We start from the raw sequence: 23,489 nt of genomic DNA on the forward strand, positions 1-23,489 counted from the left end.
AGTGCGCAATTGCGCACCATAGTTCGATGCTTCGTATCGCCCGGAATGACTGGCAATCCGGCATCAATAAAGGCTCACCCCACCGCGCGCCGGACCTGCTCGCCGATTTGCGAGAGCACAAGCCGAGCCTGCGGCAGCACCGCGCCCAGACAATGGAAATTATGAATCATGCTCTCGTGGCAGACGTGCTCGACGGTGACGCCCGCCGCGAGCAGTTTTCGCGCATAGGCGTTGCCCTCGTCACGCATCGGATCATATTCGGCGGTGTGGATGATTGCGGGCGGCAGGCCCGCGACATGGAGCCCGCGCAGCGGCGAGATGCGAGGGTCCGCAAGGTCCGCGCCCTCGGGCAGGTAGTCGGCGAGATCGGCCTGCAGCGTCAGCCGATCGATCAGATGGTTTTCGGCAAATTGCTCTCGCGACGGTGACGTTTCCTCGAAGTCGAGCACGGGGCAGATGAGGCACTGCGCGGCAATGTCCGGCCACGCGTGCCGGACCGCATGCTGGCAGACCACGGCGGCGAGTGTCGCGCCGGCGGAATCGCCGCCGACCACCAGCCGGCGCGCATCGATTCCAAGGTCGGCGGCTTTGCTGAGCACAAATTGCGTCGCGGCGATCGCGTCCTCAACCGCAGCGGGGAATTTGTGCTCGGGCGCGAGCCGGTAATCCACCGAGATCAAGCGACAGGCGGTCGCCTGTGCCAGCGCCGCCGCGATGCGATCGTGAGTTTCGATGCTGCCTGCGACCAAGCCGCCGCCATGAAAGAACACAAAGCCCGGCGCGGCCACGTCGCCCTGCGCGGCAGAAGGTGCATAGAGCCGGTAGGCGATGTCGCCCGCGGGGCCCGGCAACGCGCCGTCCTCGCGCGCGACGTCGCCAACATCGCCGCGGGCAAATTGCATCAGCTTTGCCAGCGCCTGCCGGCGCTCCTCGGGCGTCGGCCGCTTCCTGTCCACGGAGGAAGCCGCGGCCATCATGGTGAGCAAGCGTTTGGCGAGAGGATCGAGCGGCATGGCGGCACCGTTAACCAAGGCGGGCATGGAGCAGACAACCATAAATCGAGCACCATTGCGGCGGGAGAGGCAAGGGAATCCTTAAAACCTCTTGCGACAGGGTGGCGCCCATGGTGCGGCGCGCAGACGCCCGACATGGAGGCCGCATGGTTCCCGGCAGCAAGCCCGTCAGCTATTCACAAACCTGGACGTTCTTCGAAGGCAGGTGGCACGAAGGCAATGTCCCAATCATGGGGCCGCGCACTCATGGGCTGTGGCTCGGCTCGACGGTGTTTGACGGCGCGCGCGCCTTCGAGGGCGCCGCGCCCGATCTCGATCGCCATTGCGGGCGGGTCAATCAATCCGCGGTCAATTTCGGACTGAGGCCGCTGGTCGATATTGAGACTTGGCTCGAGCTGGCTCGCGAGGGTATCCGCCGCTTCACGCCGAAGGCCGAGCTCTACATCAGGCCGATGTATTGGCCGCAGCACGGAGCCGGCGGCGGCGTGCTGTTCGATCCCGATACGACCGCCTGGTGTCTCTCGATCTACGAGGCGCCGATGCCGCAGCCGACGGGAAATGCGATTACGCTCTCGCCGTTCCGCCGGCCCACCATGGAGTGCGCGCCGGTCGATGCCAAGGCGGCGTGCCTTTATCCCAACAATTCGCGGGCGCTGCGCGAGGCGGCTTCGCGCGGTTTCACGAACTGCCTGATGCTCGATGCGCTCGGCAATGTCGCGGAATTCGGCAATGCCAATGTGTTCATGGCCAGGGACGGCATCGTCTACACGCCGGTGCCGAACGGTACCTTTTTGAACGGCATCACGCGCCAGCGAGTGATCGAGCTCTTGCGCGGCGATGGCGCCACGGTGGTCGAGACGACGCTGCGCTATGCCGACTTTGCCAGTGCGGACGAGATTTTCTCGACCGGCAATTTCGCAAAGGTCGCGCCGGTGATTCGGATCGACGATCGCGAGCTCAAGCCGGGTCCGTTCTATACCCGGGCCCGAAAACTGTATTGGGAGTTCGCGCATGCGGTGCCGCTTGCGGCGTGACCCCCGTCATTCCGGGTTCGGTGCTTTGCACCGCCCTGGAATGACGGCGCATGCCATTACGGCCCGTAAATCACGAGCTCGGTATCAGTGAGATCGCACAGCCGCGGAGGGTTCGGGCCCTTGAAATATTTGCGGCCGCGCGCCTGCGTATAGAAGCCGGTCAGCCCCTCCACGCGGCCGTTGGCATCCAGGGCAACCGCGATCTTGCCGCGCCGGAGCAGGAAGCGGCCGATGCTGCCCGCGCAGGCGATGTAGTCGGCGACGTCGCGGCAGTAGATCAGTTGCATTGCCGGCAGGCCGATCCAGCCGCGGCGGATGCGCATCGGCTGCAGGATGAAGGGAAAGGCGCGGCCGTCGGCCGCGCGGCAGACCAGGCTGAGGCAGCCATAGCCGGCGTGCCGCGTCAAAAGCGCGACCTCGGCCGCGGATAGCCCGTCGATCGTGTGCGGCTGTTGCGAGGTGATCTCCAAGCGCATTCCTTGCGCGGCGCGCGACAGCGCGGGAAACGAGAAGAACAATCCGCTGCAATAGGGCTGAAACCCCTGCGCTTCGATGATCCGCCAGGTCCAGCTCGCCGGACTGATATTGACGTAAGTAACGTCCTTGTGCCGTTGCGCGATCTTGGTCAGCATCGGCGCGTAACCGCGGAACGCGGGTTCGACATACCAGCTCGAAAGATTGCAGCGAATTGAGGGCTCGCTGCCCTCGTCATGCGCCGTGTAGATCAAAAGCAGCACGCCGACCGGCGTCCCCTGATGATCGAGCATGTAGCCGAAGCGCGGAACGCCGTTCGGCACCTCGCGTGTCGCCTGTCGACGCAGACCGCCCACCCAATAGCCGCGCGCACGGCCGACAAAGCCGCGCGTCAGGAGATCGGCAATCACCTCCAGATCGGAGATGCCGATTTCACGACAGCGGATCACGGGCCTGGGCTGCGTCACAGCATCCGCTTATGACTATGATCTCAGCGCCAGCCCTCGACATGGGCGTCGGCATCGGCGTGGATCGGGAACCCCAGCGTTTCGCGCACCTTCGACGGCCACCGTTTCAGGTCCGTGCCGTGGGTGTGGAACATGGCGACGGCCAGCCGATCCATGCCGAAGGCGACACAGCCGGTGTGGGCCGGCTCGCCGTTCGCATCCTCGATGCCCCATGTGGTGCCGAAATGATCACGGTGATAGTTGAAACTCATGCAGGCGGTCGGCTGATCCTCCGAGCGCAGCGGCACCAGCAGCTCGAATTTCAGCGATTGCTGCTTCTGGCTCACCGCCTTCATCTGGCCGACGCGGCCAAAAAAGGGATCGCTCGCCTGATCGACCTTGAAGGTCAGCCCGAGATCGCGGGCAATGCCCTGCGCGCGCACCATCCAGCGCTCGCGGAATGCCGCCACGTCAGAAGGATCGCCGATGCAGACATATTCACGCATCCGGAAAGATTGCAGCCGATCGAGATGGCGCGAAGGCTCGCGGCGGAAGCAATCGGCGGCGACATCGAAGCGCAAGCCGCCTGCTGGCAGCGGGCCACGGTGTGCTGCGATCGGATAGACGGGATAGCAGGCGGCCGGCGACAGCACGAGGTCGGCCGGCGACAGCGACGTGGTCCAATCGCCGCCCGCATCAAACCGGCTCACCGCGGCGTGGATCTCGCGTTCGGTGCCATGCAGGCCGCAGACGCAGCCGAGCAGATTCGGGAAGCTCTTGAGGTATCCGGACTTTTCGAGCTGGGCGCGGCTCATGACCGGCGGAAAGCGCATCACCTCGGTCTTCGGCTCGCGATGCCGGCTGATCAGCGCCGCAAGCCGCTCCACCACGTCTTCATAGAGCGCGGTGCGCGCATAGACGCCGTCACTGCCCATCCTGTGAAACAGGATGTCGGCGAGGTGGTCGAGCGGATCGGTTGATTGCGGCGCGAGTTCGGGGGAGTCGGTTTGAACGGCGATCGTCATAGCGGCAGTCCTGGCATTTCCATCAATCACGAAGGGTCGTAGGCACGGCGCTCATCAAGCTCGCGGTGGCGATATTCGCAAGGATGCGGTCGTTGTTGATCATCAGCGGCGCCGACAGCGTGTCGCGCAAATGGCGGCCGATGGAGAATTCGCCGTCATTGCGATAACCGGCAAGGCCGCAGGCCCGCATGGCGTGCGTGACGGTCTCCACGGCAAGCTCCGAGGCCTGCACCTTCAAGAGGTTGATCGCGGACTGGAAGTCGATCGAGCTCAGCGCGCGCTCGTCATATTCATGCACGGCGTAGAGGTCGAGATGGCCTGCGATCATGGCGCGGAGCTTGGTGAGGGACATCTTCGCGGCCGTGTAATGCGCCGCGCCCGGCGGCATCTGGCCGCCTGCACCGCGCGCGGCTTTGCGGATAAAGCGCTGGGCGCGTTCGACGGCGGCCGCCGCGATGCCGGCCCACACCGAGGACCAGGTGAGATGCGCGACCGGCGTCATCGTTTGGGCGTGAATCCGCTCATAGGCTTCCGGGAACATCATTTCCGCCGGGCCCTTGATCTTCAGCTCGAAGCCTGCGCTGCAGGTGCCGCGCATGCCCAGCGTTTCCCAGCCCTGGCCACGGGCGAGGGTGTAATGATCCTTGGTCACCGCCAGCAGCACTTGGTCGGAAGCCGCGGCATCGTTGGCACGGCGCGCGATGGTGACGATGCCATCGGCCTCGGCGCCATAGGAAATCACGGTGGCGTTGCGGGTGAGCGAAATCCCATCGGCATCGTGTTCGACGGCCGCGGCGCTCGCGCGGATATTGCCGCCGTTCTGGCCCTCGGTGGTCGATGACGCCAGCAGCAATTGTTCCACCGCCACGCGCCGCATCAGGTCTTGGTGGTAGCGGCTGCCGGCGCCGTGCCGGACCAGGCAGGCGACCTTGGTCTGATGCATGGCAAAGATCATCGCGCTCGATGCGCAGGCGCGGCCGAGCGTGTAGCAGATTTCGGTCACGTCCTGGATCGAGGCGCCGAAGCCACCGAATTCGACGGGGATCAACATGCCCAGCAGCTTCTGTTCGCGCGCAGCATCGAAGGCGGCCCTCGGAAAGCGCGCGTCGCGGTCGACCTCCTCCGCCTCGGCCGCTGCCGCGGCCACAACGGCTGCGGTGCGCTGCTGGAACAGCGAGCCGCGGTCCATCAGCAGGTAATCGTCGTCTGCCGCAGGTTTGGCGTGCTGGACATTCATGACCGACCTCCGGTTTTTATTGCGTCGTGCAGCGCGTCAGGCGAGGCGCCTGCGCCAGCATCGGCTGTCTGATTGTTCTCGATTGAGGCCGGAGGCTATGGATTTAATTCAAATGCGTCGATGAAATTCAGGGTAAATGATTGCCTTTCGAGATGGACAGTTAATCCTCGGTGTTCGCCTGGCGAGAAAAGTCGTGAAGACGCGTTAGCCTTAAATGCAAAAGCCGCATTTGATTAGAATGCGTCAACCTCAACGTCAGGCATTTGTCCCTATGATCTTTGCTGTTCTGATATCAGCACCGTATCTCGATTGTGGGAATAAGAGTTGAGCATGCAAAGCCACGAGGCCGATATTCGCAACCGGATCGCCGCCTTGGTGAAAGCGGTCATCGAACAGAATTCGCTCACCGCTGAAGTCGCTCCGGACGCCAAGCTCGTCGACATCGGGCTGACGTCGATGGACATGGTCAACCTGATGCTCTCGGTGGAAGCGGAGTTCGATTTCACGATTCCGCAAGATGAGATCACGCCGGAGAATTTCCAATCGGTCGAGACGCTGCAAAGGATGGTTGCGAGGCAGCTTCAGCCGACGGCGGCTTAGTCGTTTTCACGCGGTCATTCCGGGGCTCGCGAAGCGAGAATCCGGAATCTTCGGGTTCGATGCTGGCGCTTCGCCAAGGAATGACATCTTCGTCAACCATCGCTCCCGCCGCAAATCTCCGCTAGACTGGCTCGGACCAGACCAGCGGGGAGATCATGGCAAAGGCAGTTCTTGGCATCATCGGCGGCTCCGGCATCTACGATCTGCCGGGGTTGGAAAATGCGCACGACGAGGCGATCGCGAGCCCGTGGGGTAAGCCGTCCTCGCCCGTGCGCCGCGGCACCATCGCGGGCCTGCCGATCGTGTTCCTGCCGCGGCATGACAAGGGCCACCGGCTGTCGCCCTCTGATATCAACTATCGCGCCAACATCGATGTGCTCAAGCGCGCCGGTGTCACCGATCTGGTCTCGCTTTCGGCCTGCGGTTCCTTCAAGCAAGAATTGTCGCCGGGAACTTTCGTGCTGGTCGACCAGTTCGTCGACCGCACGTACAAGCGCGAGAGCTCGTTTTTCGGCAAGGGCTGCGTCGCCCATGTCTCGATGGCTCATCCGGTCTCGCCGCGGCTGCGCATCCACCTTGCGGCGGCGGCGGAAGCCGAGGGCATCAGAGTTGCGCGGGAAGGCACCTATCTCTGCATGGAGGGTCCGCAATTCTCCAGTTATGCCGAGAGCATGACCTACAAGAACCTCGGCTATTCCGTCATCGGCATGACCAACATGCCCGAGGCGAAACTCGCGCGCGAAGCCGAAATCTGCTACGCTACTGTGGCGATGGTGACAGATTTCGACTGCTGGCATCCGGATCATGATGCTGTCACCGTGCAGGACATCATCCGGGTCCTGAACTCGAACGCCGACAAGGCAAAGGCGCTGGTGGCGCGGTTGGCCCGGGATTTTCCAAGGGAGCACGAGCCCTGTCCGATCGGCTCCGATCGGGCGCTCGACACCGCGTTGATCACCGTGCCGGAAGCGCGCGACCCCGAGTTGCTGAAAAAGCTCGATGCGGTGGCGGGGCGGGTGCTTGGGCTTAAGGCCGCAACAGAAATGGGTGTGCCGTGAAGGTCGATGGCAAACATTTCCGAAGTATCTGGCTCGACGAGGACGGCTGGTCGGTCCGTGCCATCGACCAGCGGCGGCTGCCGCATGAATTCGTGATTGCGCGGCTGACCAACTGCTTGGAAGCCGCGGAAGCGATCCGTTCCATGCTGGTGCGCGGCGCGCCGCTCATCGGCGCCACCGCGGCGTTCGGCATGGCGCTCGCCATGCGTGAAGATGCGAGCGATGCCGCGATCGATCGCGCGTACGCCGTGCTGGTTGCCACGAGGCCGACCGCGATCAACTTAAAATGGGCTCTGGAGGAGATGCGCGCGTTGTTGCGGCCGCTTGGTCCGGCGGCGCGGGCGGCGGCGGCTTACGCCCGCGCCGCCGCCATTGCGGATGAGGATGTCGTCATCAACCAAGGGATCGCGCAAAACGGGTTTGCGGTGATCGAGGCGATTGCCGCCCGCAAGAAGCCCGGTGAAGCCGTCAACGTGCTGACCCACTGCAATGCCGGCTGGCTTGCGACCGTCGATTGGGGAACGGCGACCGCGCCGATCTATCTCGCGCATGATCGCGGCCACAACATCCATGTCTGGGTCGACGAGACCCGTCCGCGCAACCAGGGTGCATCGCTCACCGCCTGGGAGCTTGGCCATCACGGCGTGCCGCACACCGTCATTCCCGACAACACCGGCGGCCATCTGATGCAGCATGGCATGGTCGATCTCATCATCGTCGGTACCGATCGCGTCGCCGCCAATGGCGACGTCTGCAACAAGATCGGCACTTACCTCAAGGCGCTCGCGGCCTTCGACAATGGCGTACCGTTCTATGTCGCGCTGCCTTCGCCGACGATCGATTTCAATGTCAGCGACGGGCGCGCGGTGCCGATCGAGCAGCGCGGCGGCGAAGAGGTCGCGACCATGACCGGCCGCACTGCCGACGGGCGGATCGAGACGGTGCGGATCGTGCCGCAGGAGTCGCCCGTCGCGAATTACGCATTCGATGTAACGCCGGCGCGGCTGGTCACGGGCCTGATCACAGAGCGCGGCGTACTGAAGCCGGAGCGCATGGCACTGGCCGCCACGTTCCCGGAGCGGATGGCGAGCGCAGCGGAGTAAGTGCTGGTCGGTCATCCTGAGGCGCTCGCGCAAGCGAGAAGGATGAACGGCCCCGCTGGTGCAGCCGGGCCGTCGCCCTTCGAGACGGCGCTTCCGCGCCTCCTCAGGGTGAAGGTGATGGTTTGGCGTACTGTTCTTGGTCAGGCGAGCTTCAACCCCGTCGCCGCCTCAAGGTCCGCAATCGCCTGGGCCGCGCTCGTTACCTTGATCGTCGTCATCCCCATGGCGCGGGCCGGCTTCAAGTTGATGCCGAGATCGTCGAGATAAACGCATCGCTTTGGATCCACCTTCAGCGCCTCCACCATCATCCCGTAGATGCGCGGATCGGGTTTGCGCAGGCCGATCCTGGCGGACTCGATGACATGGTCGAACAGCGCCATCACCTCCGCGATATAAAGCTTTCGGCCGGCGGCGCTGCCGATCGCGTTGGCCGGCAGATTGTTGGTGATGCAGCCGGTCTTGAATTTGGCATTGATCCGCTTCAAGGCTTCGACCATCTCCGGCCGCAGATCGCCGGCGAGAAGCGGCAACACATCGCGCCCCCGGACTTCCGCGCCCAGCGCCAGCGACTCCGCGGCGAACAGCTTGTCGAAGCCGTCGATGTCGATCTCCGCGCGTTCGAATTTCGCCCAAGCGTTTTCCAGATGGTTGGCGGCGTTGGTGCGCCGGATGATGTCCATCGGCAATCCGCGCTCGCGCTCGAACCGCGCGAAAGCCTCGAACGGCGAGGTGGTCAGCACCCCGCCGAAATCCCAGATCACCGCTTCAATCATCAAGTCCTCTAAGCTTTCAAACGCCGTTTCAAACGGGCAAGCAGGTCAGCCCGGCCGGACCAGTTATGCATCCTTGGCGGGACGTGTGCGAGCGGTTATGGCTGGAGACATGAAAATTCTTGCACTGTTCGCGGCGGCCGTCGTGCTGCTGAGTTCGCCCGCCGCCCAGGCCATCGTGGGCGGCGCGGCGCCGTCCAACGAGGGCATTGGCCGCGCCGTGGTCACCATTGTCGGCTCGCGCGGGAATTTTTGCTCGGGCAGCCTGATCGCGCCCGCGCTGGTGCTGACGGTCGCGCATTGCGTGCAGCCGGGCGCCGAATACAAGATGGTCGAGTATGATGCCGAGCGGAAACCGCAATTGAGGGATGTGAAGCGCATTGCCATTCACCCCGGCTTTCAGATGCAGGCGATGCTGGCGCATCGCGCCACGGCCGACGTGGCGCTGTTGCAACTCGAAATTCCGGCAAAGGGAAAAACGTCCGCGATGCTTGGTGCGCCCGTTCCGCCAGTTTCGCCGGGCGGCAAATTCACCATTGCCGGCATCGGCGTGACCGTGCGTGGCGACGGCAAAAGCGGCGGCATCGTCCGCAGCGCAGGCCTGGTGGCAACGGGAAAGCCGGGCAGCTTGCAGATTCGGCTGGTCGATCCGGCAACAAGCGGCTCAAGGGACGGACTTGGCGCCTGCACCGGCGATTCCGGCGGGCCGGTGTTCGAGGATCAGCAGGGCGCGCCGACCATCATCGGCGTCATTAGCTGGTCGACCGGACCGAACGGCAGCGCCGGCTGCGGCGGTTTGACCGGAGTGACGCCGCTCACCCTCTACAAGGACTGGATTCTGCAAACTGCGCGGCAATGGGGTTTTGCGCTGTGATTGCGTCAGCAACTAGTCTAAGTCATTTTGCAAGGCGTCGCTGCTAAGCGACGACCCGAGAAGATCAAGGTCCGGAAAGAGACCAATTCCTAGGGAATGGAAGCAACCAGATGAACATCGAGACCGCACGATCGATCTCCAATCTCGCGTCCCCAACACCTGAACATTTCGATGTGCTGATCGTCGGCGCCGGCATCTCCGGCATCGGCAGCGCCTATCACTTGACGACCCAGCTTCCCGACATGCGCTTCGTGATCCTCGATGCGCAGGAGAGCTTCGGCGGCACCTGGATCACGCATAAATATCCGGGCATCCGCTCCGACAGCGATCTCCACACTTTCGGCTATCGCTTCAAGCCGTGGGTCGGCCCTCCGATCGCGACGGCCGCCGAGATTCTGTCCTATATGGGCGAGGTGATCGAGGAGAACGATCTCGCCAGGCACATCCGCTACAAGCACCGCATCCTGTCGGCGAGCTGGTCGAGCGAAACCAGGCTCTGGACCATCACGGCGGAGAAGACCGACAGTGGCGAGCGCGCGAATTTCACGGCCAATTTTTTGTGGATGTGCCAGGGCTACTATCGGCATTCCGAAGGCTACACGCCTGACTGGCCGGGCATGAAGGAATTTGACGGCCGTATCGTGCATCCGCAGCGCTGGCCCGACGATCTCGATCTGACAGGAAAAAATGTCGTCGTGATCGGCTCTGGCGCGACCGCGGCCACGCTGATTCCAAACATCGCCGACAAATGCGCGCACGTCACCATGCTGCAGCGCTCGCCGACCTATTTCCGGCTCGGGCGCAATGCCATTGAGCTCGCCGAGGAATTGCGTCGCCTGCAGGTGAAGGAGGAATGGATCCACGAGATTGTCCGGCGCAAGATTCTTTACGAGCAGGATGCCTTCACCAAGCGCTGCGTGGCCGAGCCGGAGCAGGTGAAGAAAGAACTGATCGGCCAGATCACCGCCGTGCTCGGGCCGGACTATGATGTCGCCGCCCATTTCACGCCGCGCTATCGGCCGTGGCGGCAGCGCATCGCGTTCGTGCCCGATGCCGATATGTTTTTAGGCATCAAAAGCGGCAAGGCCTCCGTGGTCACCGACGAGATCGAGCGCTTCACCGGGAAAGGCATTCTGCTCAAATCGGGCAAGGTGCTGGAGGCTGACATCATCGTCACGGCGACGGGCTTCAACCTCAATGTGCTCGGCGATATCCACTTTGAGATCGACGGCAGGCCGCTCGATTTCTCCCGGACCATCACCTATCGCGGCATGATGTTCACCGGCATTCCGAACATGGCTTGGGTGTTCGGCTATTTCCGCGCAAGCTGGACGTTGCGTGCCGATCTCGTGGCGGATTTCGTCTGCCGGCTGCTCAAGCACATGAAGCAGAAGGGCGCCGGGAAAGTCGAGGTCGCGCTGCGGCCCGAGGACCACAACATGCCGCTATTGTCCTGGATCGATCCGGAGAATTTCAATCCCGGCTACATGATGCGCAACATGCATCTCTTGCCCAAGCGCGGCGACAAGCCGGAGTGGCAGCACAGCCAGGATTACTGGGCCGAGAAGGACGAGATCCCGGCGATCGATCTGGACGACAAGGCGTTTGTGTATGGGTGAGGTATTGCCGTCATTGCGAAGCGAAGCAATCCAGGCTTTCTCCGCGGATGCGATCCGGATTGCGCTCGGAACCGCGGAAAGATCACTCCGCCGCGCCGGCCGATCGCAGCAGTGGCTCTCGGCCGCTGGCGTTACCGCTGCGATTGAAGCCAGCATGAAGATTGACCTGGCCCGCCGGGAAATCCTTGCCCAGCGGCACCGATAAACGGCAAATGAGGCCCTCCGTGCGCCAATCGAAGTCGGCCCGCCCGCCGAGCTGCGACTCGATGCTGGCGATCACGCTGCGTGTGCCGAAGCCGCGCGATATCGGCGTTTGCACCAGCGGTCCGTCGCGCTCTTCCCAAAGGATTTGCAGGAGATCGGGCCGCACCTCCCACCGGATCTTCAGCCGGCCGGAATGCGCGGAGAGCGCACCGTATTTGGCGGAATTGGTGACCAGCTCATGAACGGCCAGCGCCAGCGTCTGCGCGGTCGCGGGCTCGAGCTGCAATTCCGGCCCATAAAGCTCGATCTGTTCGCCGGTGGAATAGGGCGAGATCTCCTCGTCAACCAGCCGTCCGATCTCGGCGCCCTGCCAGTTCGACAACGACAGGATGGTGTGAACGCGCGCCAGCGCACTGATCCTTCCCTCGACCGCCTGGATATATTCCTGCAGCGTCGCCCCGCGCGTCAGCCGCACGATCGATTGCGCGAGCGCGAGGGCATTCTTGGCGCGATGATCGACCTCTCGTGCAAGCAGGTTTTGCCGGTCCTCCGCGCGTTTGCGTTCGGTGATGTCGATGGTGACGCCGCTCACCCGCACCACCCGCCCGGTCCGATCGACGGACGCGGCTGCAGTGCCGACGCACCAGCGCTCCTCACCATCAGGGCGCACAATGCGGAATTCCGTTTCATAGGCGTGGGTGCCGCGCTCGAAATGGCTGACCGCCTTGCGCAACTGCTCGAGATCATCCGGGTGCAGCAGCTTCTTGATGTTCTCCGACGTAACCTCAAAGCTCCTGGGATCGACGCCAAAAATCCGGTATTGGCCCTCGTCCCACATCCAGTCGCCGTTGACCCAGTCCCAATCCCACGACCCCATCTTGCCGGCGGCGAGCGCCATGCTGCGGCGTTGCTCGCTCTCGACCAGCTTGGTGTTCGAGTTCTCCAGCTCGGCCGTGCGGGCGCGGACGCGGTCCTCGAGCTCGGTGTTGAGCCGCTCGAGCTGTCTCGTCTTGCGATAGAGCTCGGCAAAGACCTTGATCTTCGCGCGTAACACTTCGGGAACGACGGGCACCGGAACATAATCCACCGCTCCCATCTCGTAGCCACGCAGGCGGTCGAGGTCGCTGACCTGGATGGCCGAGATGAAGATCATTGCCGTCTTCTGAAAGCGCGGATGCTCTCGGATCATGGCGGCGAGCTCGAAGCCGTCCAGTTCGGGCATGCAGACATCGACGAGGATGACCGCGACCTCGTTCTTGAGCAGATATTCCAGGGCCTCGCGGCCGGAGGTCGCGACCGCGAGATTTTCGCCGAGTTCTTTCAGGATAACTTCGTAGGCGAGCAACTTGGCCGGCTGGTCGTCGACCAGAAGAATGTTCACCTTTTCATGATCCATCATGGAGGCCATCGATCAGCGGTGCAGCCACATGCGAATGGCAAGCAGCAGTTGCTCGGTATTGACGGGTTTTGCGAGATAATCGGAGGCGCCTGCCTCCAGGCATTTCTCGCGGTCGCCTTTCATCGCTTTCGCGGTCAACGCAATGATCGGCAGCCGTCCGAATGACGGGTTCTGCCTAATTGCGCCGATCGTTTGATAGCCATCCATCTGCGGCATCATGATGTCCATGAGCACGATGGCGATCTCCGGGTTCGACTCGACCAACGCCACCGCCTCGCTCCCCGTCGTCGCGGTCAGAACCTTCATGCCGCGCCGTTCCAGCACGCTCGAGAGCGCAAAAATGTTGCGCGCGTCATCGTCGACCAGAAGCGCGGTCTTGCCGACCAGATCCTCGTCGGAACTGTTCAGCTTTTCCAGCATCCGCTGCTTTTCGATCGGCAGTTCCGTGATCACGCGGTGCAGGAACAGTGAAGTTTCGTCGAGCAGGCGCTCCGGCGATTCCACCCCCTTGACCACGATACTGCGTGCCATCGTGTGGAGTTCCGCATCCTCTTCGGGGGAAAGCTCGCGCCCCGTGAACACCACGACGGGAACATTCGACAGGATTTCGTCGTTGCGGATCTCATCCAGCACCTCGAACCCGCTCATGTCGGGAAGGCGCAGGTCCAGCACCACACAGTCGCAAGGCCTTTCCCGCATCAATGACAACGCGCCCCTGCCAGTATCGGCCGCAAGGATCTCGATGTCGTCGTGGTGCAGCAGTTCGCGGATCGAGAGCTGCTCCGCCTCGTTGTCCTCGACGATGAGGAGCCGCTTGCGGCGTGGCTTGGCATATTCCTTGATCTGCGCCAGCGCGGCGGCGACGCCCTCGGTCGTGGTCGGCTTGTTGACGAAGGAGAAGGCGCCACGCGCCAGTGCATGTTGGCGATCTTCATCCAGCGTGATGATCTGAACCGGAATGTGCCGTGTCAGCGGATTGTGTTTCAACTGGCTCAGCACCGTCCAGCCCAGCATGTCAGGCAGGAACACGTCGAGCGAGACCGCCGCCGGCTGGTATTGTTTGGCAAGGTCCAGCGCTTCGGCGCCGCGCGCCGCCACCAGCACCTTGAATCCCTTGTCGCGTGCGAGATCGACCAGCACGCGCGCATAATGCGGATCGTCCTCGACGATCAAGAGAATCGTGTCGCCCGGCTCAAGATTGAGACGGTCGTCGGGGAGCTGCTCGATCGCGCGCTCCTGCGTCGGTGCCTGCAGCGCCGGCGTGCCGCCATACGAGGAGGACGTGACCTGTGCGCGCGCCGCGATCGTCGGGCCGGAATATTTGAGCGGCAGATAGAGCGTGAAGGTCGAGCCCTTGCCGGGCGCGCTCTTCAAGTGAATCTCGCCGCCGAGCAGGCTCGCAAGCTCGCGGCTGATGGCAAGGCCAAGGCCCGTGCCGCCGTATTTGCGGCTGGTGCCGGCATCCGCCTGCTGGAAGGCCTCGAAGATCAGCTTTTGCTTCTCCAGGGGAATGCCGATGCCGGTGTCGGAGACCTCGAAGGCGATCACGGCGGGCGCCGTATTCAGCACCGGATGATCGCCGCTCCACCCCGACAGCGCGGCTCCAACCTTGAGCTGCACGCCGCCTTCGGCGGTGAACTTGAAGGCGTTGGACAACAAATTCTTAAGCACCTGCTGCAGGCGCTTGGAATCGGTGACGATGCTGCGCGGCAGGTTGGGATCCACCTCGATGGTGAACGACAGTTGCCGGTTGTCGGCCTCGTGGCGGAATGGCCGCCCCACCGTCTCCAGCAGGTTTGAGGTGAGGATCTCCTCGGCGTCCACCGTCACCGTCCCCGATTCGATCTTGGACAGGTCGAGAATGTCGCTGATCAGGTTCAAGAGGTCAGTTCCGGCGCCGTGGATGGTGCGGGCGAATTCGACCTGCTTGGGCGTGAGATTGCCGTCCGGGTTTTCGGTGAGCTGCTGGCCGAGAATGAGGATCGAATTGAGCGGCGTGCGCAGCTCGTGCGACATGTTGGCCAAGAATTCGGATTTGTACTTCGACGTCAGCGCAAGCTCGGTCGCCTTTTCCTCGAGCGCGCGGCGCGCCTGCTCGATTTCCTGGTTCTTGCGCTCTACCTCGACGTTGCGTTCGGCGAGCTGCTGCGCCTTCTGTTCGAGCTGCTCGTTGGTCTGCTGCAATTCGCGCTGTTGCGCCTGCAATTCGCCGGCGAGCTGCTGCGACTGCTTCAGCAGTCCTTCGGTCTGCATCGTCGCTTCGATCGAGTTGAGGACGATGCCGATGGAATCGGTGAGCTGCTCGAGGAACGTCATCTGCGAGGTGGTGAAGCTGCTCAACGACGCAAGCTCGATCACCGCCTTGACCTGGCTTTCGAACAACACAGGCAGGACCACGAGATTCCTCGGCACGACGCGCATCAGCGCCGACCGGACCGGAACGGTGTCGGCCGGAATGTCGGAGATCAGGCGCTGGCGCTTGTCGAGGGCGCATTGGCCGATCAGCCCCTCGCCGAACAGCATTGCTTCCGGATGCGGATAGTCGCCGTCGCCGGCATAGGTCGCAAGCAGCCGTAGCTGCGAGCTGTCCTCGTTGTCGACCTGGTAGATCACGCCCATATGGGCGTTGACCAGCGGGGTCAGTTCGGTCAGCAGCAGCCGGCCCACGGTGGTGAGATCGCGCTGGCCCTGCAGCATGTTGGTGAAGCGGGCAAGGTTCGTCTTCAGCCAATCCTGCTCGGTGTTGAGCTCGGTGGTGAGCCGCAGGTTGGTGATCATGGTATTGATGTTGTCTTTCAACTCGGCGACCTCGCCGCGTGCATCCACCTGGATCGACCGGGTGAGGTCGCCCTTGGTCACGGCCGTGGCGACTTCCGCGATCGCGCGTACCTGCGAGGTGAGGTTGGCGGCGAGCAGGTTGACGTTGCCGGTCAGGTCCTTCCAGGTGCCGGCGGCGCCGGGCACATTGGCCTGGCCGCCGAGCCGCCCCTCGACGCCAACTTCGCGCGCCACGCTGGTGACCTGATCGGCAAAGGTCGCGAGCGTCTCGGTCATGTTGTTGATGGTTTCGGCAAGCGCCGCGACCTCGCCCTTGGATTTCACCGTCAGCTTCTGCTTGAGGTCGCCATTGGCGACCGCGGTGACGACCTTGACGATGCCGCGCACCTGCTCGGTCAAGTTGGCCGCCATGAAGTTCACGGTGTCGGTCAGGTCCTTCCAGGTGCCCGCCACCCCCGGCACCTGGGCCTGGCCGCCGAGCTTGCCTTCGGTGCCGACCTCGCGGGCGACGCGCGTCACTTCGCCCGCGAAGGCGTTGAGCTGGTCCACCATGGTGTTGATGGTGTTCTTCAGCTCGAGAATTTCACCCTTCACGTCCACGGTGATCTTGCGCGAGAGGTCGCCGCGCGCAACGGCCGTGGTCACTTCCGCGATGTTGCGCACCTGCGTGGTCAGGTTGGCTGCGAGCAGGTTGACGTTGTCGGTCAGATCCTTCCAGGTGCCGCCGACGCCGGGCACAACGGCCTGGCCGCCCAGCCGTCCCTCGGTGCCGACCTCGCGAGCAACGCGCGTCACCTCGGCGGCGAAGGAGCGAAGCTGCTCCACCATGGTGTTCAGCGTGTCCTTGAGCAGCAGGATCTCGCCGCGCACGTCCACCGTGATCTTCTTCGACAGGTCGCCGCCGGCGATCGCGGTCGCGACCTCGGCGATGTTGCGCACCTGGGCGGTCAGGTTCGACGCCATGAAGTTGACGTTGTCGGTGAGGTCCTTCCAGGTGCCGGCGACTTCCGGCACCTCGGCCTGGCCGCCGAGCTTGCCTTCGGTGCCGACCTCGCGCGCCACACGCGTCACTTCGGAGGCAAAGGCGTTGAGCTGGTCCACCATGGTGTTGATGGTGTTTTTCAGCTCGAGGATTTCGCCTTTCACGTCGACGGTGATCTTGCGCGAGAGGTCGCCGCGCGCGACAGCCGTGGTCACTTCGGCGATGTTGCGCACCTGCGCGGTCAGATTGCCGGCCATCGAATTGACGCTGTCTGTCAGGTCTTTCCAGGTGCCGGCGACGCCGGGCACGTTGGCCTGGCCGCCCAGCCGTCCTTCGGTGCCGACCTCGCGCGCTACGCGCGTCACCTCGCCCGCGAAGCGGTTGAGCTGGTCGACCATGGTATTGAGGGTTTCCTTGAGCTGCAGGATCTCGCCACGCACGTCGACCGTGATCTTGCGCGAGAGATCGCCATTGGCGATCGCGGTCGCGACCTCGGCGATGTTGCGCACCTGGGCGGTGAGATTGCCGGCCATGGAATTGACGCTGTCGGTCAGGTCCTTCCAGGTGCCGGCAACGCCGGGCACCTCGGCCTGGCCGCCGAGCTTGCCATCGGTGCCGACCTCGCGCGCCACGCGCGTGACTTCGCCGGCAAAGGCGTTGAGCTGGTCGACCATGGTGTTGAGCGTTTCCTTCAATTGAAGGATTTCGCCTGACACGTTCACGGTGATCTTTTTGGACAGATTGCCCTTGGCCACCGCGGTGGCGACTTCGGCGATGTTGCGGACCTGCGCGGTCAGGTTGGAGGCCATCGAATTGACGCTGTCGGTCAGGTCCTTCCAGGTGCCGGCGACGCCGCGCACCATGGCCTGTCCACCGAGCTTGCCTTCGGTGCCGACCTCGCGGGCCACGCGCGTCACCTCGCCCGCGAAGGCATTGAGCTGGTCCACCATGGTGTTGATGGTGTCCTTGAGCTCGAGGATTTCGCCGCGCACGTCGACCGTGATCTTCTTCGACAGGTCGCCATTGGCGACCGCGGTCGTCACCTCCGCGATGTTGCGGACTTGCGCGGTCAGGTTGGAGGCCATCGAGTTGACGCTCTCGGTCAGGTCCTTCCAGGTGCCGGCGACGCCGAGCACGTTGGCCTGTCCGCCGAGCTTGCCTTCGGTGCCGACCTCGCGCGCGACGCGCGTCACTTCCGAGGCAAAAGCGTTGAGCTGATCGACCATGGTGTTGAGCGTTTCCTTCAACTGAAGGATCTCGCCCGACACGTTCACGGTGATCTTCTTGGAGAGGTCGCCGCTCGCGATGGCCGTCGCGACGTCCGAAATGTTGCGGACCTGCGCCGTCAGGTTCGAGGCCATGAAGTTGACGCTGTCGGTGAGGTCCTTCCAGGTGCCGGCGACGCCGGGCACCTTCGCCTGGCCGCCGAGCTTGCCTTCGGTGCCGACCTCGCGTGCCACGCGCGTCACTTCGGAAGCGAAGGAGTTGAGCTGGTCGACCATCGTATTGATGGTGTCCTTCAGCTCCAGGATCTCGCCGCGCACGTCCACCGTGATCTTGCGCGAGAGATCGCCGCGGGCGACGGCGGTGGTGACGTTGGCGATGTTGCGCACTTGTGCGGTCAGGTTGCCGCACATCGCATTCACGGAGTCGGTGAGGTCCTTCCAGGTGCCGGCGACGCCGGGCACGATCGCCTGGCCGCCCAGTTTGCCGTCGGTGCCGACCTCGCGGGCGACGCGCGTCACTTCGGAGGCGAACGAGCGTAGCTGGTCCACCATGGTGTTGATGGCTTCCTTGAGCTGCAGGATCTCGCCCCGCACGTCGACGGTGATCTTTTTCGACAGGTCGCCGTTCGCCACCGCGATCGTCACCTCGGCGATGTTGCGGACCTGGTTGGTCAAGTTGTTGGCCATGGAGTTGACGCTTTCCGTCAAATCCTTCCAGACGCCCGTCACTTCCGGCACCTGCGCCTGGCCGCCGAGCTTGCCTTCGGTGCCCACCTCGCGCGCCACGCGCGTCACCTCCGAGGTGAATACGGAGAGCTGCTTGATCATCGTATTGACGATATTGGCCGACTGCAGAAACTCGCCGCCGAGCGGGCGGCCGTCGACGTCAAGCTGCACCGTCTGCAAGAGATCGCCCTGTGCCACGGCGGCGACCGCGCGCGTCACTTCGCGGGTCGGCCACAACAGATCATCGATCAGGGTGTTGACGGAGTCTTCCATGTCGGCCCAGGAGCCGGAAGCGAGGCCGAACTTGACGCGCTGGCGGGTCTTGCCTTCGCGTCCCACCGCCTGGCCGACACGCTCGAGCTGCTGGGCCATGCGCTCATTGGCGGCAACGATCTCGTTGAAGGTGTCGGCGATCTTGCCATCGACGCCGTGATGATCGCCGCTCATGCGGACGGAGAAGTCGCCGCTGCGCATTGCCTGCAATGCGTGCAGCAATTCCTGCTGAGGGTCTCGTGTCCCGGTTCCGTTGGGTGGTAACTTCACGCCGCGACGGCTCGATGATGCAACGGGATCGAGGTCGCTCATGGCATTCCCCCAAAAAATGCGCCGCCGATTTGGGACACAATCTACACAAGAAAGCTTCGGCAGAATTCCAGATCAAGCAACAAAAGGAAGACGGCAAAAAATGGAACCTGGCCGATTTGGCCTAGGTAAACCAATCGAAAGCATCCGAGTTGGTTCCAGCCGGAATCTAAAAAAAGCGCCATGCAGTTCAGCGCGGTGGAGATCTGAAATTCAGCAGAGCGAAACCGATCCGTAAGCCGGCGCTTGGTTCCTCTCCGGGATGAACATTTATTCAGGTCCGCTTGACCGGGTTCGGTCGGCCGCTGCGGGATTATTGCCGCCTGGGGCTCTGGCGGCGTGGCGGGCCTGCGAATTGGCCGCCGATGGAGGCTCGAACTTCTGGCTCATTTTGTTGGCAGCGTCGCTGACGTCGAGCAGGGTGCGGCGGCCTTCCTCCATGTAGATTGCCGATTTGCGCCTGAAACCATCGGCCATCTCGCGGATGGACCTGACTTTTTCAAAGAGTTCGCTGGCCTTGCCATCCGCCAGGCCCGGCACCAGCCCGTCGATCCTGGTGACCGCGTTGTCAAAGCTGGCAAACGCGCCCTCGGCCTGATCGATGACGTCATCGATCGCCTCGCCCTTGCTCTTCAATGACGCCGTATAGCTTTCAAAAGAGAGCAAAGTGTCCTTTAGCACGGCCTGGTTGTCCACGATCACCTTGTCGACGTTGTGCAAGGTGTCCGTGATCGATTGTTGTTCGCTCCAATCGGCGGTCAACACGGGTATGCCGTCCTGATCCTGCGGGACCGGTGGCGCGCTTGCAGCGCCGCCGACCAGCGAGATCGCCGCAAGCCCGGTCAGTCCCTGGAACTCGATGCCGACAACGGTGTCCTTGCGGATCGGGGCCGCCTTGTCCAGCATCACCATCGCTACAATCCTGCGCGGGCCTTCCAGTTTGATCGATGTGATCTCGCCGGAGGGAATGCCGTCGAAGTTCACCGTGCCGCCTTTGCGCAGGCCATTGGCCGAGCCGTCAAATACGATGCGCAGAGGGCTGCGCTGTTGCGCGTGGCGCAGCTTCTGAACGGAGAGCATGCCGACGACGACCGCGGCGATGACCGCAAGCGTTGTCGTCCCGATCACGAGGTTGGTAAGGCGCATTCTGATCCCGCAAGCCGCATCCGCCCGGCGGCGGAGCGCCGGGACGTCATTGTACGTTCAAGGGGATGAAAGCGGAAGATTAATGACCGGCCGCATCCTTGGCGGCGGCGTTGTTGAGCACGATCAGCGCGTCCACGGCGACCCCGGTCTTGGTATTGATCAGGAACGGGTTGACGTCGATAGACGCGATACGATTGCCGGCATCGGCGATCAGGTTGGATAGCCCGACCAGAGCCTTGACCGCCGAGGTCTCGTGCAGGGCGGGCTTGCCGCGATAACCCCGCAACTTCACGCCGGCCTTGGTGCGGCCGATCAGCTTGCGCGCTTCCGCCTCGTCGATCGGCGCGCCGGCGAGCGCCACGTCCTTCATCAGCTCGATCTCGATGCCGCCGGTGCCGAACAGCACCACAGGCCCCATTTCGGCATCGAGCGAGGCGCCGACGACAAGTTCGAGATCGGCCTTGACCTGCTGCGCGATCAGGATGCCTTCGAGCCTGGGCTTGTTCTTCAGCTTCTTCACCCGCGCGGTGATGTCGTTGAAGGCCTTCCTTACCTCGGCTGCGCTGTTGAGATTGAGCGCGACACCACCGATATCGGACTTGTGCAAGATGTCGGGGCTGACCACCTTGGCGACGACGGGAAAGCCGATCTGTTTGGCGATCGTCACCGCCTCTACAGCGTTCTGCGCAATTCCTTCCTTGGAGATCGGGATGCCGTAGGCTTTCAGCAGCTTCTTCGAGGCGACCTCGTCCAGGGCCGCGCCGCTTGCGCTTCGAAGCGTCTTCTCCAGCAGCGCGCGGGCTTGAGGTTTCGAGCTCGAAACGATATCCGGCACGTCCTTGTCGAGCGCGGCATAGTCGATCAGCGCCTTGATGGCGCCGACGGCGCGGTCCATGCCTTGCAGCACCGCGATGTTCGGCAGCGCTTTGCGTAAGGCCTTGGTATGGTCGGTGAAGCCGATCGACATCGCGCTGATGTAGATCACGGGCTTCGCGGCTTCGCCCGCCATGTCGTTGACGATGCGCAAGCTGCGCTCGCGCAACTCGTGCGGCGCTTTCGGCAGCTCGGAGTCGATGATGACGACGTCGGTGTCGGGGTCGTCGATCATGATCTTGATCGATTTCATGTAGACCGAGGGATCGACAACGGCCGCGAATCCGGCGTCCAGCGGATTGCCCACGATCGAGCCAGGGCCGAGCATGTTGGCCAGCTTCGCGCTGGCGTCCCGGCTCAGCGGTGCGAAATTCAGCCCGGCCGAATGAAACGCGTCGATCAGAAGCCCGCGCTTGCCGCCCGACAGCGTCACAGCAGCGAGGCGGTTGCCCTTGGGCAGATCGGCATGGACAAAACACTCGGTGGTTTCGATCAGCTCGTCGAGGCCACGGACACGGATGACGCCTTCGCGGGTGGAGATCGCATCAAAGCTTTCGATCGAGCCGGCGAGTGCGCCGGTATGCGCCATCGCCGCCGCGCGTCCGCCTTCGGAGGCGCCGAGTTTCAGGGCAATCACCGGCTTGCCGGCGGCGCGCGCGGCCTTGCAGGCATCGCGAAACGCCTTGGTGTTGCGCACGCCCTCGAGATAGACCACGATCACGCGAATGGAAGGATCGGCGGCGAAATAGGCCATCAGATCGGGCGTCTCGAGCCCCGCCTCATTGCCTGTCGTCACCATGTAGCCGACGCCGACGGCGCGATCCTCCAGCGCCTGGCGGATCGCCATCACGATCGCGCCGGATTGGCCGGCGATCGCCACCGCGCCTTGCTCCATGGTCACGATACGATCATCGATGTTGGTGAAGATCTTTTCGCCGGCGCTCAAATTGCCCAGGCAGTTCGGCCCCGTGACGGCAAGCCCGCTCTCGCGCACGGCGGCCTGCAGCTCGGCCGCAAGCCGCTGGCTCTCTTCGTCCTGCAATTCGCTGAAGCCTGAGGTAACGACGGTCGCTGAACGTGCGCCGGCGGCCGCCGCATCGCGCACCACCTGCACGGCGACGCGCGCCGGCACGAGCACCAGCACGTGATCGGGCTTTTCGGGCAGCGAGGCAAAATCCTTGTAGCAGGTCACGCCCCACACCGTGTCACGCTTGGCGTTGACGGGATAAAGGCCGCCCTCGTAGCCGTATTTGATGAGGTTGTTCCAGATCCGCTCGGCGTAGTTGCCCGGCTTGTCGGTGGCGCCGACCAGCACGATGTTGCGCGGATGCAGCATCGCATGGATGCCCTTGATGACCGGGCTTGCGTCCGGTGACGGCGACCACTTTTCCGAGATGGCGGAGACCTTGGCTTCCATGGCGTAACTTTCCCCTTGTACGTTTTCGTTCTTTTTCCGCGCGGCGGTGAATTCGCATCACCTCCTCTTGCGAATTTTTATGGACAGTCGGAGAGCGTGGCAACTCACGTCAGGCGATGGGCGCCTTGCGGGCAGGCCTCTCACCAACTTGGTCGCGGCCGCGAAGGTGAGGCAATGCCGGCAAGCAGCACGGCGAGAATGCCGGTGAGGAAAATGCCGTCGAAGGTTCCCGCGCCGCCGATCGAAGCGACAGGCGCGCCGAGCCCGCCGATCCTGCCGAGGTTCATCAGGTCGGCGCCGATCAGCGTGCCCATGGAGCCTCCGATATAGGCGAGCGGCGGGGCATATTCGCGGGAGAGGATAAAGGCGAGAATGGCGGTGGCGACCACCGGCGCAAAGACGGGCACGGCGATGCCGACGCCGTGCACCGGCGTTGCCATGGCATGGATGATGAGCGCGATGACGATCACGGCGATGGCTGCACGCAGCCAGAGCTGATAGCGCAGCACCAGATAGATGGACATCAAGGTCGGGATCACCGCGCCACCGACATTCACGGCCAGCACCGTGCCGGGATAGCGGGTGACCAGCGGCACGACATATTCCATGCCGAAGAAGTCGACGATTTCTCCGGTCTTTACCGTCTCCCCCGGCAGTATGGTGACTGGGATGTTGAAATAGCTCCCGATCAGCGAACCGAACAGCAGCAACAATGCAGCGCCCGGCCCAACGCCCAGTCGCGTATAGGCGTAGCGCAGGATGCGAAGCTGGATCAGGATGATAAGCGCGGCGAACAGCAGGACCAGGATGGAAAACAGGCCCGGCGTCAGTGGCAGGTAATGAATCTCGGAGTCCATGCGTCTCGCGCGCTTCGACTAGGTTGATCCGATCGGCTCGGATCGG

16 protein-coding genes are annotated in these 23,489 nt (G+C 63.3%); 6 read left to right on the forward strand and 10 right to left on the reverse strand.

Annotated elements, in window-relative coordinates; all coding sequences use genetic code 11:
* Window positions 1–74: 74 nt before the first annotated feature.
* The gene (locus P6U23_RS02505; protein ID WP_407181757.1) at window positions 75–1,013 is read right to left on the reverse strand and encodes an alpha/beta hydrolase; all 939 of its coding nucleotides are present in this window, start codon (window positions 1,011–1,013) and stop codon (window positions 75–77) included.
* A gap of 146 nt (window positions 1,014–1,159) precedes the next feature.
* Here P6U23_RS02505 and P6U23_RS02510 point away from each other — a divergent pair, with 146 nt between their 5' ends.
* Window positions 1,160–2,047, forward strand: a complete 888-nt coding sequence (locus P6U23_RS02510; RefSeq protein ID WP_407178033.1) for a branched-chain amino acid aminotransferase — start codon at window positions 1,160–1,162, stop codon at window positions 2,045–2,047.
* Window positions 2,048–2,103: 56 nt separating this feature from the next.
* Here P6U23_RS02510 and P6U23_RS02515 read toward each other — a convergent pair whose 3' ends face one another.
* Genes P6U23_RS02515 through P6U23_RS02525 form a run of 3 tightly spaced genes read right to left on the reverse strand, consistent with a single transcriptional unit; the run spans window position 2,104 to window position 5,181 of the window.
* On the reverse strand, window positions 2,104–2,988 hold the full coding sequence (locus P6U23_RS02515) for an acyl-CoA acyltransferase (RefSeq protein ID WP_407178034.1): 885 nt from the start codon (window positions 2,986–2,988) through the stop codon (window positions 2,104–2,106).
* Window positions 2,989–3,011: 23 nt separating this feature from the next.
* Window positions 3,012–3,992, reverse strand: a complete 981-nt coding sequence (locus tag P6U23_RS02520; RefSeq protein WP_407178035.1) for an amino acid--[acyl-carrier-protein] ligase — start codon at window positions 3,990–3,992, stop codon at window positions 3,012–3,014.
* Between the two features lie 22 nt (window positions 3,993–4,014).
* Entirely contained in the window at window positions 4,015–5,181 is a 1,167-nt protein-coding gene (locus tag P6U23_RS02525; protein ID WP_407181758.1) for an acyl-CoA dehydrogenase family protein, read from the reverse strand.
* A 378-nt stretch (window positions 5,182–5,559) separates the two neighbouring features.
* On the opposite strand from P6U23_RS02525, the gene P6U23_RS02530 reads away from it, so the two are divergent.
* From P6U23_RS02530 to mtnA, 3 genes are all read left to right on the forward strand, one after another.
* Window positions 5,560–5,829, forward strand: coding sequence for a phosphopantetheine-binding protein (locus P6U23_RS02530; protein ID WP_407178036.1), 270 nt, complete (start codon window positions 5,560–5,562; stop codon window positions 5,827–5,829).
* Window positions 5,830–5,984: 155 nt separating this feature from the next.
* Window positions 5,985–6,887: an S-methyl-5'-thioadenosine phosphorylase gene (locus tag P6U23_RS02535; protein ID WP_407178037.1), complete on the forward strand. Its 903-nt coding sequence runs from the start codon at window positions 5,985–5,987 to the stop codon at window positions 6,885–6,887.
* Window positions 6,884–7,990, forward strand: coding sequence for an S-methyl-5-thioribose-1-phosphate isomerase (mtnA, locus tag P6U23_RS02540; protein WP_407178038.1), 1,107 nt, complete (start codon window positions 6,884–6,886; stop codon window positions 7,988–7,990). Before P6U23_RS02535 ends, mtnA begins: the two co-directional genes overlap by 4 nt.
* Window positions 7,991–8,130: 140 nt before the next feature.
* Here the strand turns inward: mtnA and P6U23_RS02545 are convergent, their stop codons facing one another.
* Window positions 8,131–8,763 carry an HAD-IA family hydrolase gene (locus tag P6U23_RS02545; protein ID WP_407178039.1) on the reverse strand — a complete coding sequence of 211 codons (633 nt, stop codon included), beginning with the start codon at window positions 8,761–8,763 and terminating at the stop codon, window positions 8,131–8,133.
* Window positions 8,764–8,872: 109 nt separating this feature from the next.
* On the opposite strand from P6U23_RS02545, the gene P6U23_RS02550 reads away from it, so the two are divergent.
* Both P6U23_RS02550 and P6U23_RS02555 read left to right on the forward strand, forming a co-directional pair.
* Window positions 8,873–9,634 carry a S1 family peptidase gene (locus P6U23_RS02550; protein ID WP_407178040.1) on the forward strand — a complete coding sequence of 254 codons (762 nt, stop codon included), beginning with the start codon at window positions 8,873–8,875 and terminating at the stop codon, window positions 9,632–9,634.
* 110 nt (window positions 9,635–9,744) lie between these two features.
* Window positions 9,745–11,253, forward strand: coding sequence for a flavin-containing monooxygenase (locus tag P6U23_RS02555; protein ID WP_407178041.1), 1,509 nt, complete (start codon window positions 9,745–9,747; stop codon window positions 11,251–11,253).
* Window positions 11,254–11,335: 82 nt separating this feature from the next.
* Here P6U23_RS02555 and P6U23_RS02560 read toward each other — a convergent pair whose 3' ends face one another.
* The 5 genes from P6U23_RS02560 to P6U23_RS02580 all read right to left on the reverse strand — a co-directional run bounded on the left by P6U23_RS02560 (window position 11,336) and on the right by P6U23_RS02580 (window position 23,443).
* Window positions 11,336–12,853 carry a sensor histidine kinase gene (locus tag P6U23_RS02560; protein ID WP_407181759.1) on the reverse strand — a complete coding sequence of 506 codons (1,518 nt, stop codon included), beginning with the start codon at window positions 12,851–12,853 and terminating at the stop codon, window positions 11,336–11,338.
* Between the two features lie 15 nt (window positions 12,854–12,868).
* On the reverse strand, window positions 12,869–19,153 hold the full coding sequence (locus tag P6U23_RS02565) for a HAMP domain-containing protein (protein WP_407178042.1): 6,285 nt from the start codon (window positions 19,151–19,153) through the stop codon (window positions 12,869–12,871).
* 267 nt (window positions 19,154–19,420) lie between these two features.
* Window positions 19,421–20,296 carry an MlaD family protein gene (locus P6U23_RS02570; RefSeq protein ID WP_407178043.1) on the reverse strand — a complete coding sequence of 292 codons (876 nt, stop codon included), beginning with the start codon at window positions 20,294–20,296 and terminating at the stop codon, window positions 19,421–19,423.
* A gap of 79 nt (window positions 20,297–20,375) precedes the next feature.
* Window positions 20,376–22,586: an acetate--CoA ligase family protein gene (locus P6U23_RS02575; RefSeq protein ID WP_407178044.1), complete on the reverse strand. Its 2,211-nt coding sequence runs from the start codon at window positions 22,584–22,586 to the stop codon at window positions 20,376–20,378.
* A gap of 140 nt (window positions 22,587–22,726) precedes the next feature.
* The gene (locus tag P6U23_RS02580; RefSeq protein ID WP_407178045.1) at window positions 22,727–23,443 is read right to left on the reverse strand and encodes a DUF1614 domain-containing protein; all 717 of its coding nucleotides are present in this window, start codon (window positions 23,441–23,443) and stop codon (window positions 22,727–22,729) included.
* Window positions 23,444–23,489 lie beyond the last annotated feature (46 nt).

The sequence above is a fragment of the Bradyrhizobium sp. STM 3562 genome (genome assembly GCF_045571435.1).
GTDB lineage: Bacteria > Pseudomonadota > Alphaproteobacteria > Rhizobiales > Xanthobacteraceae > Bradyrhizobium.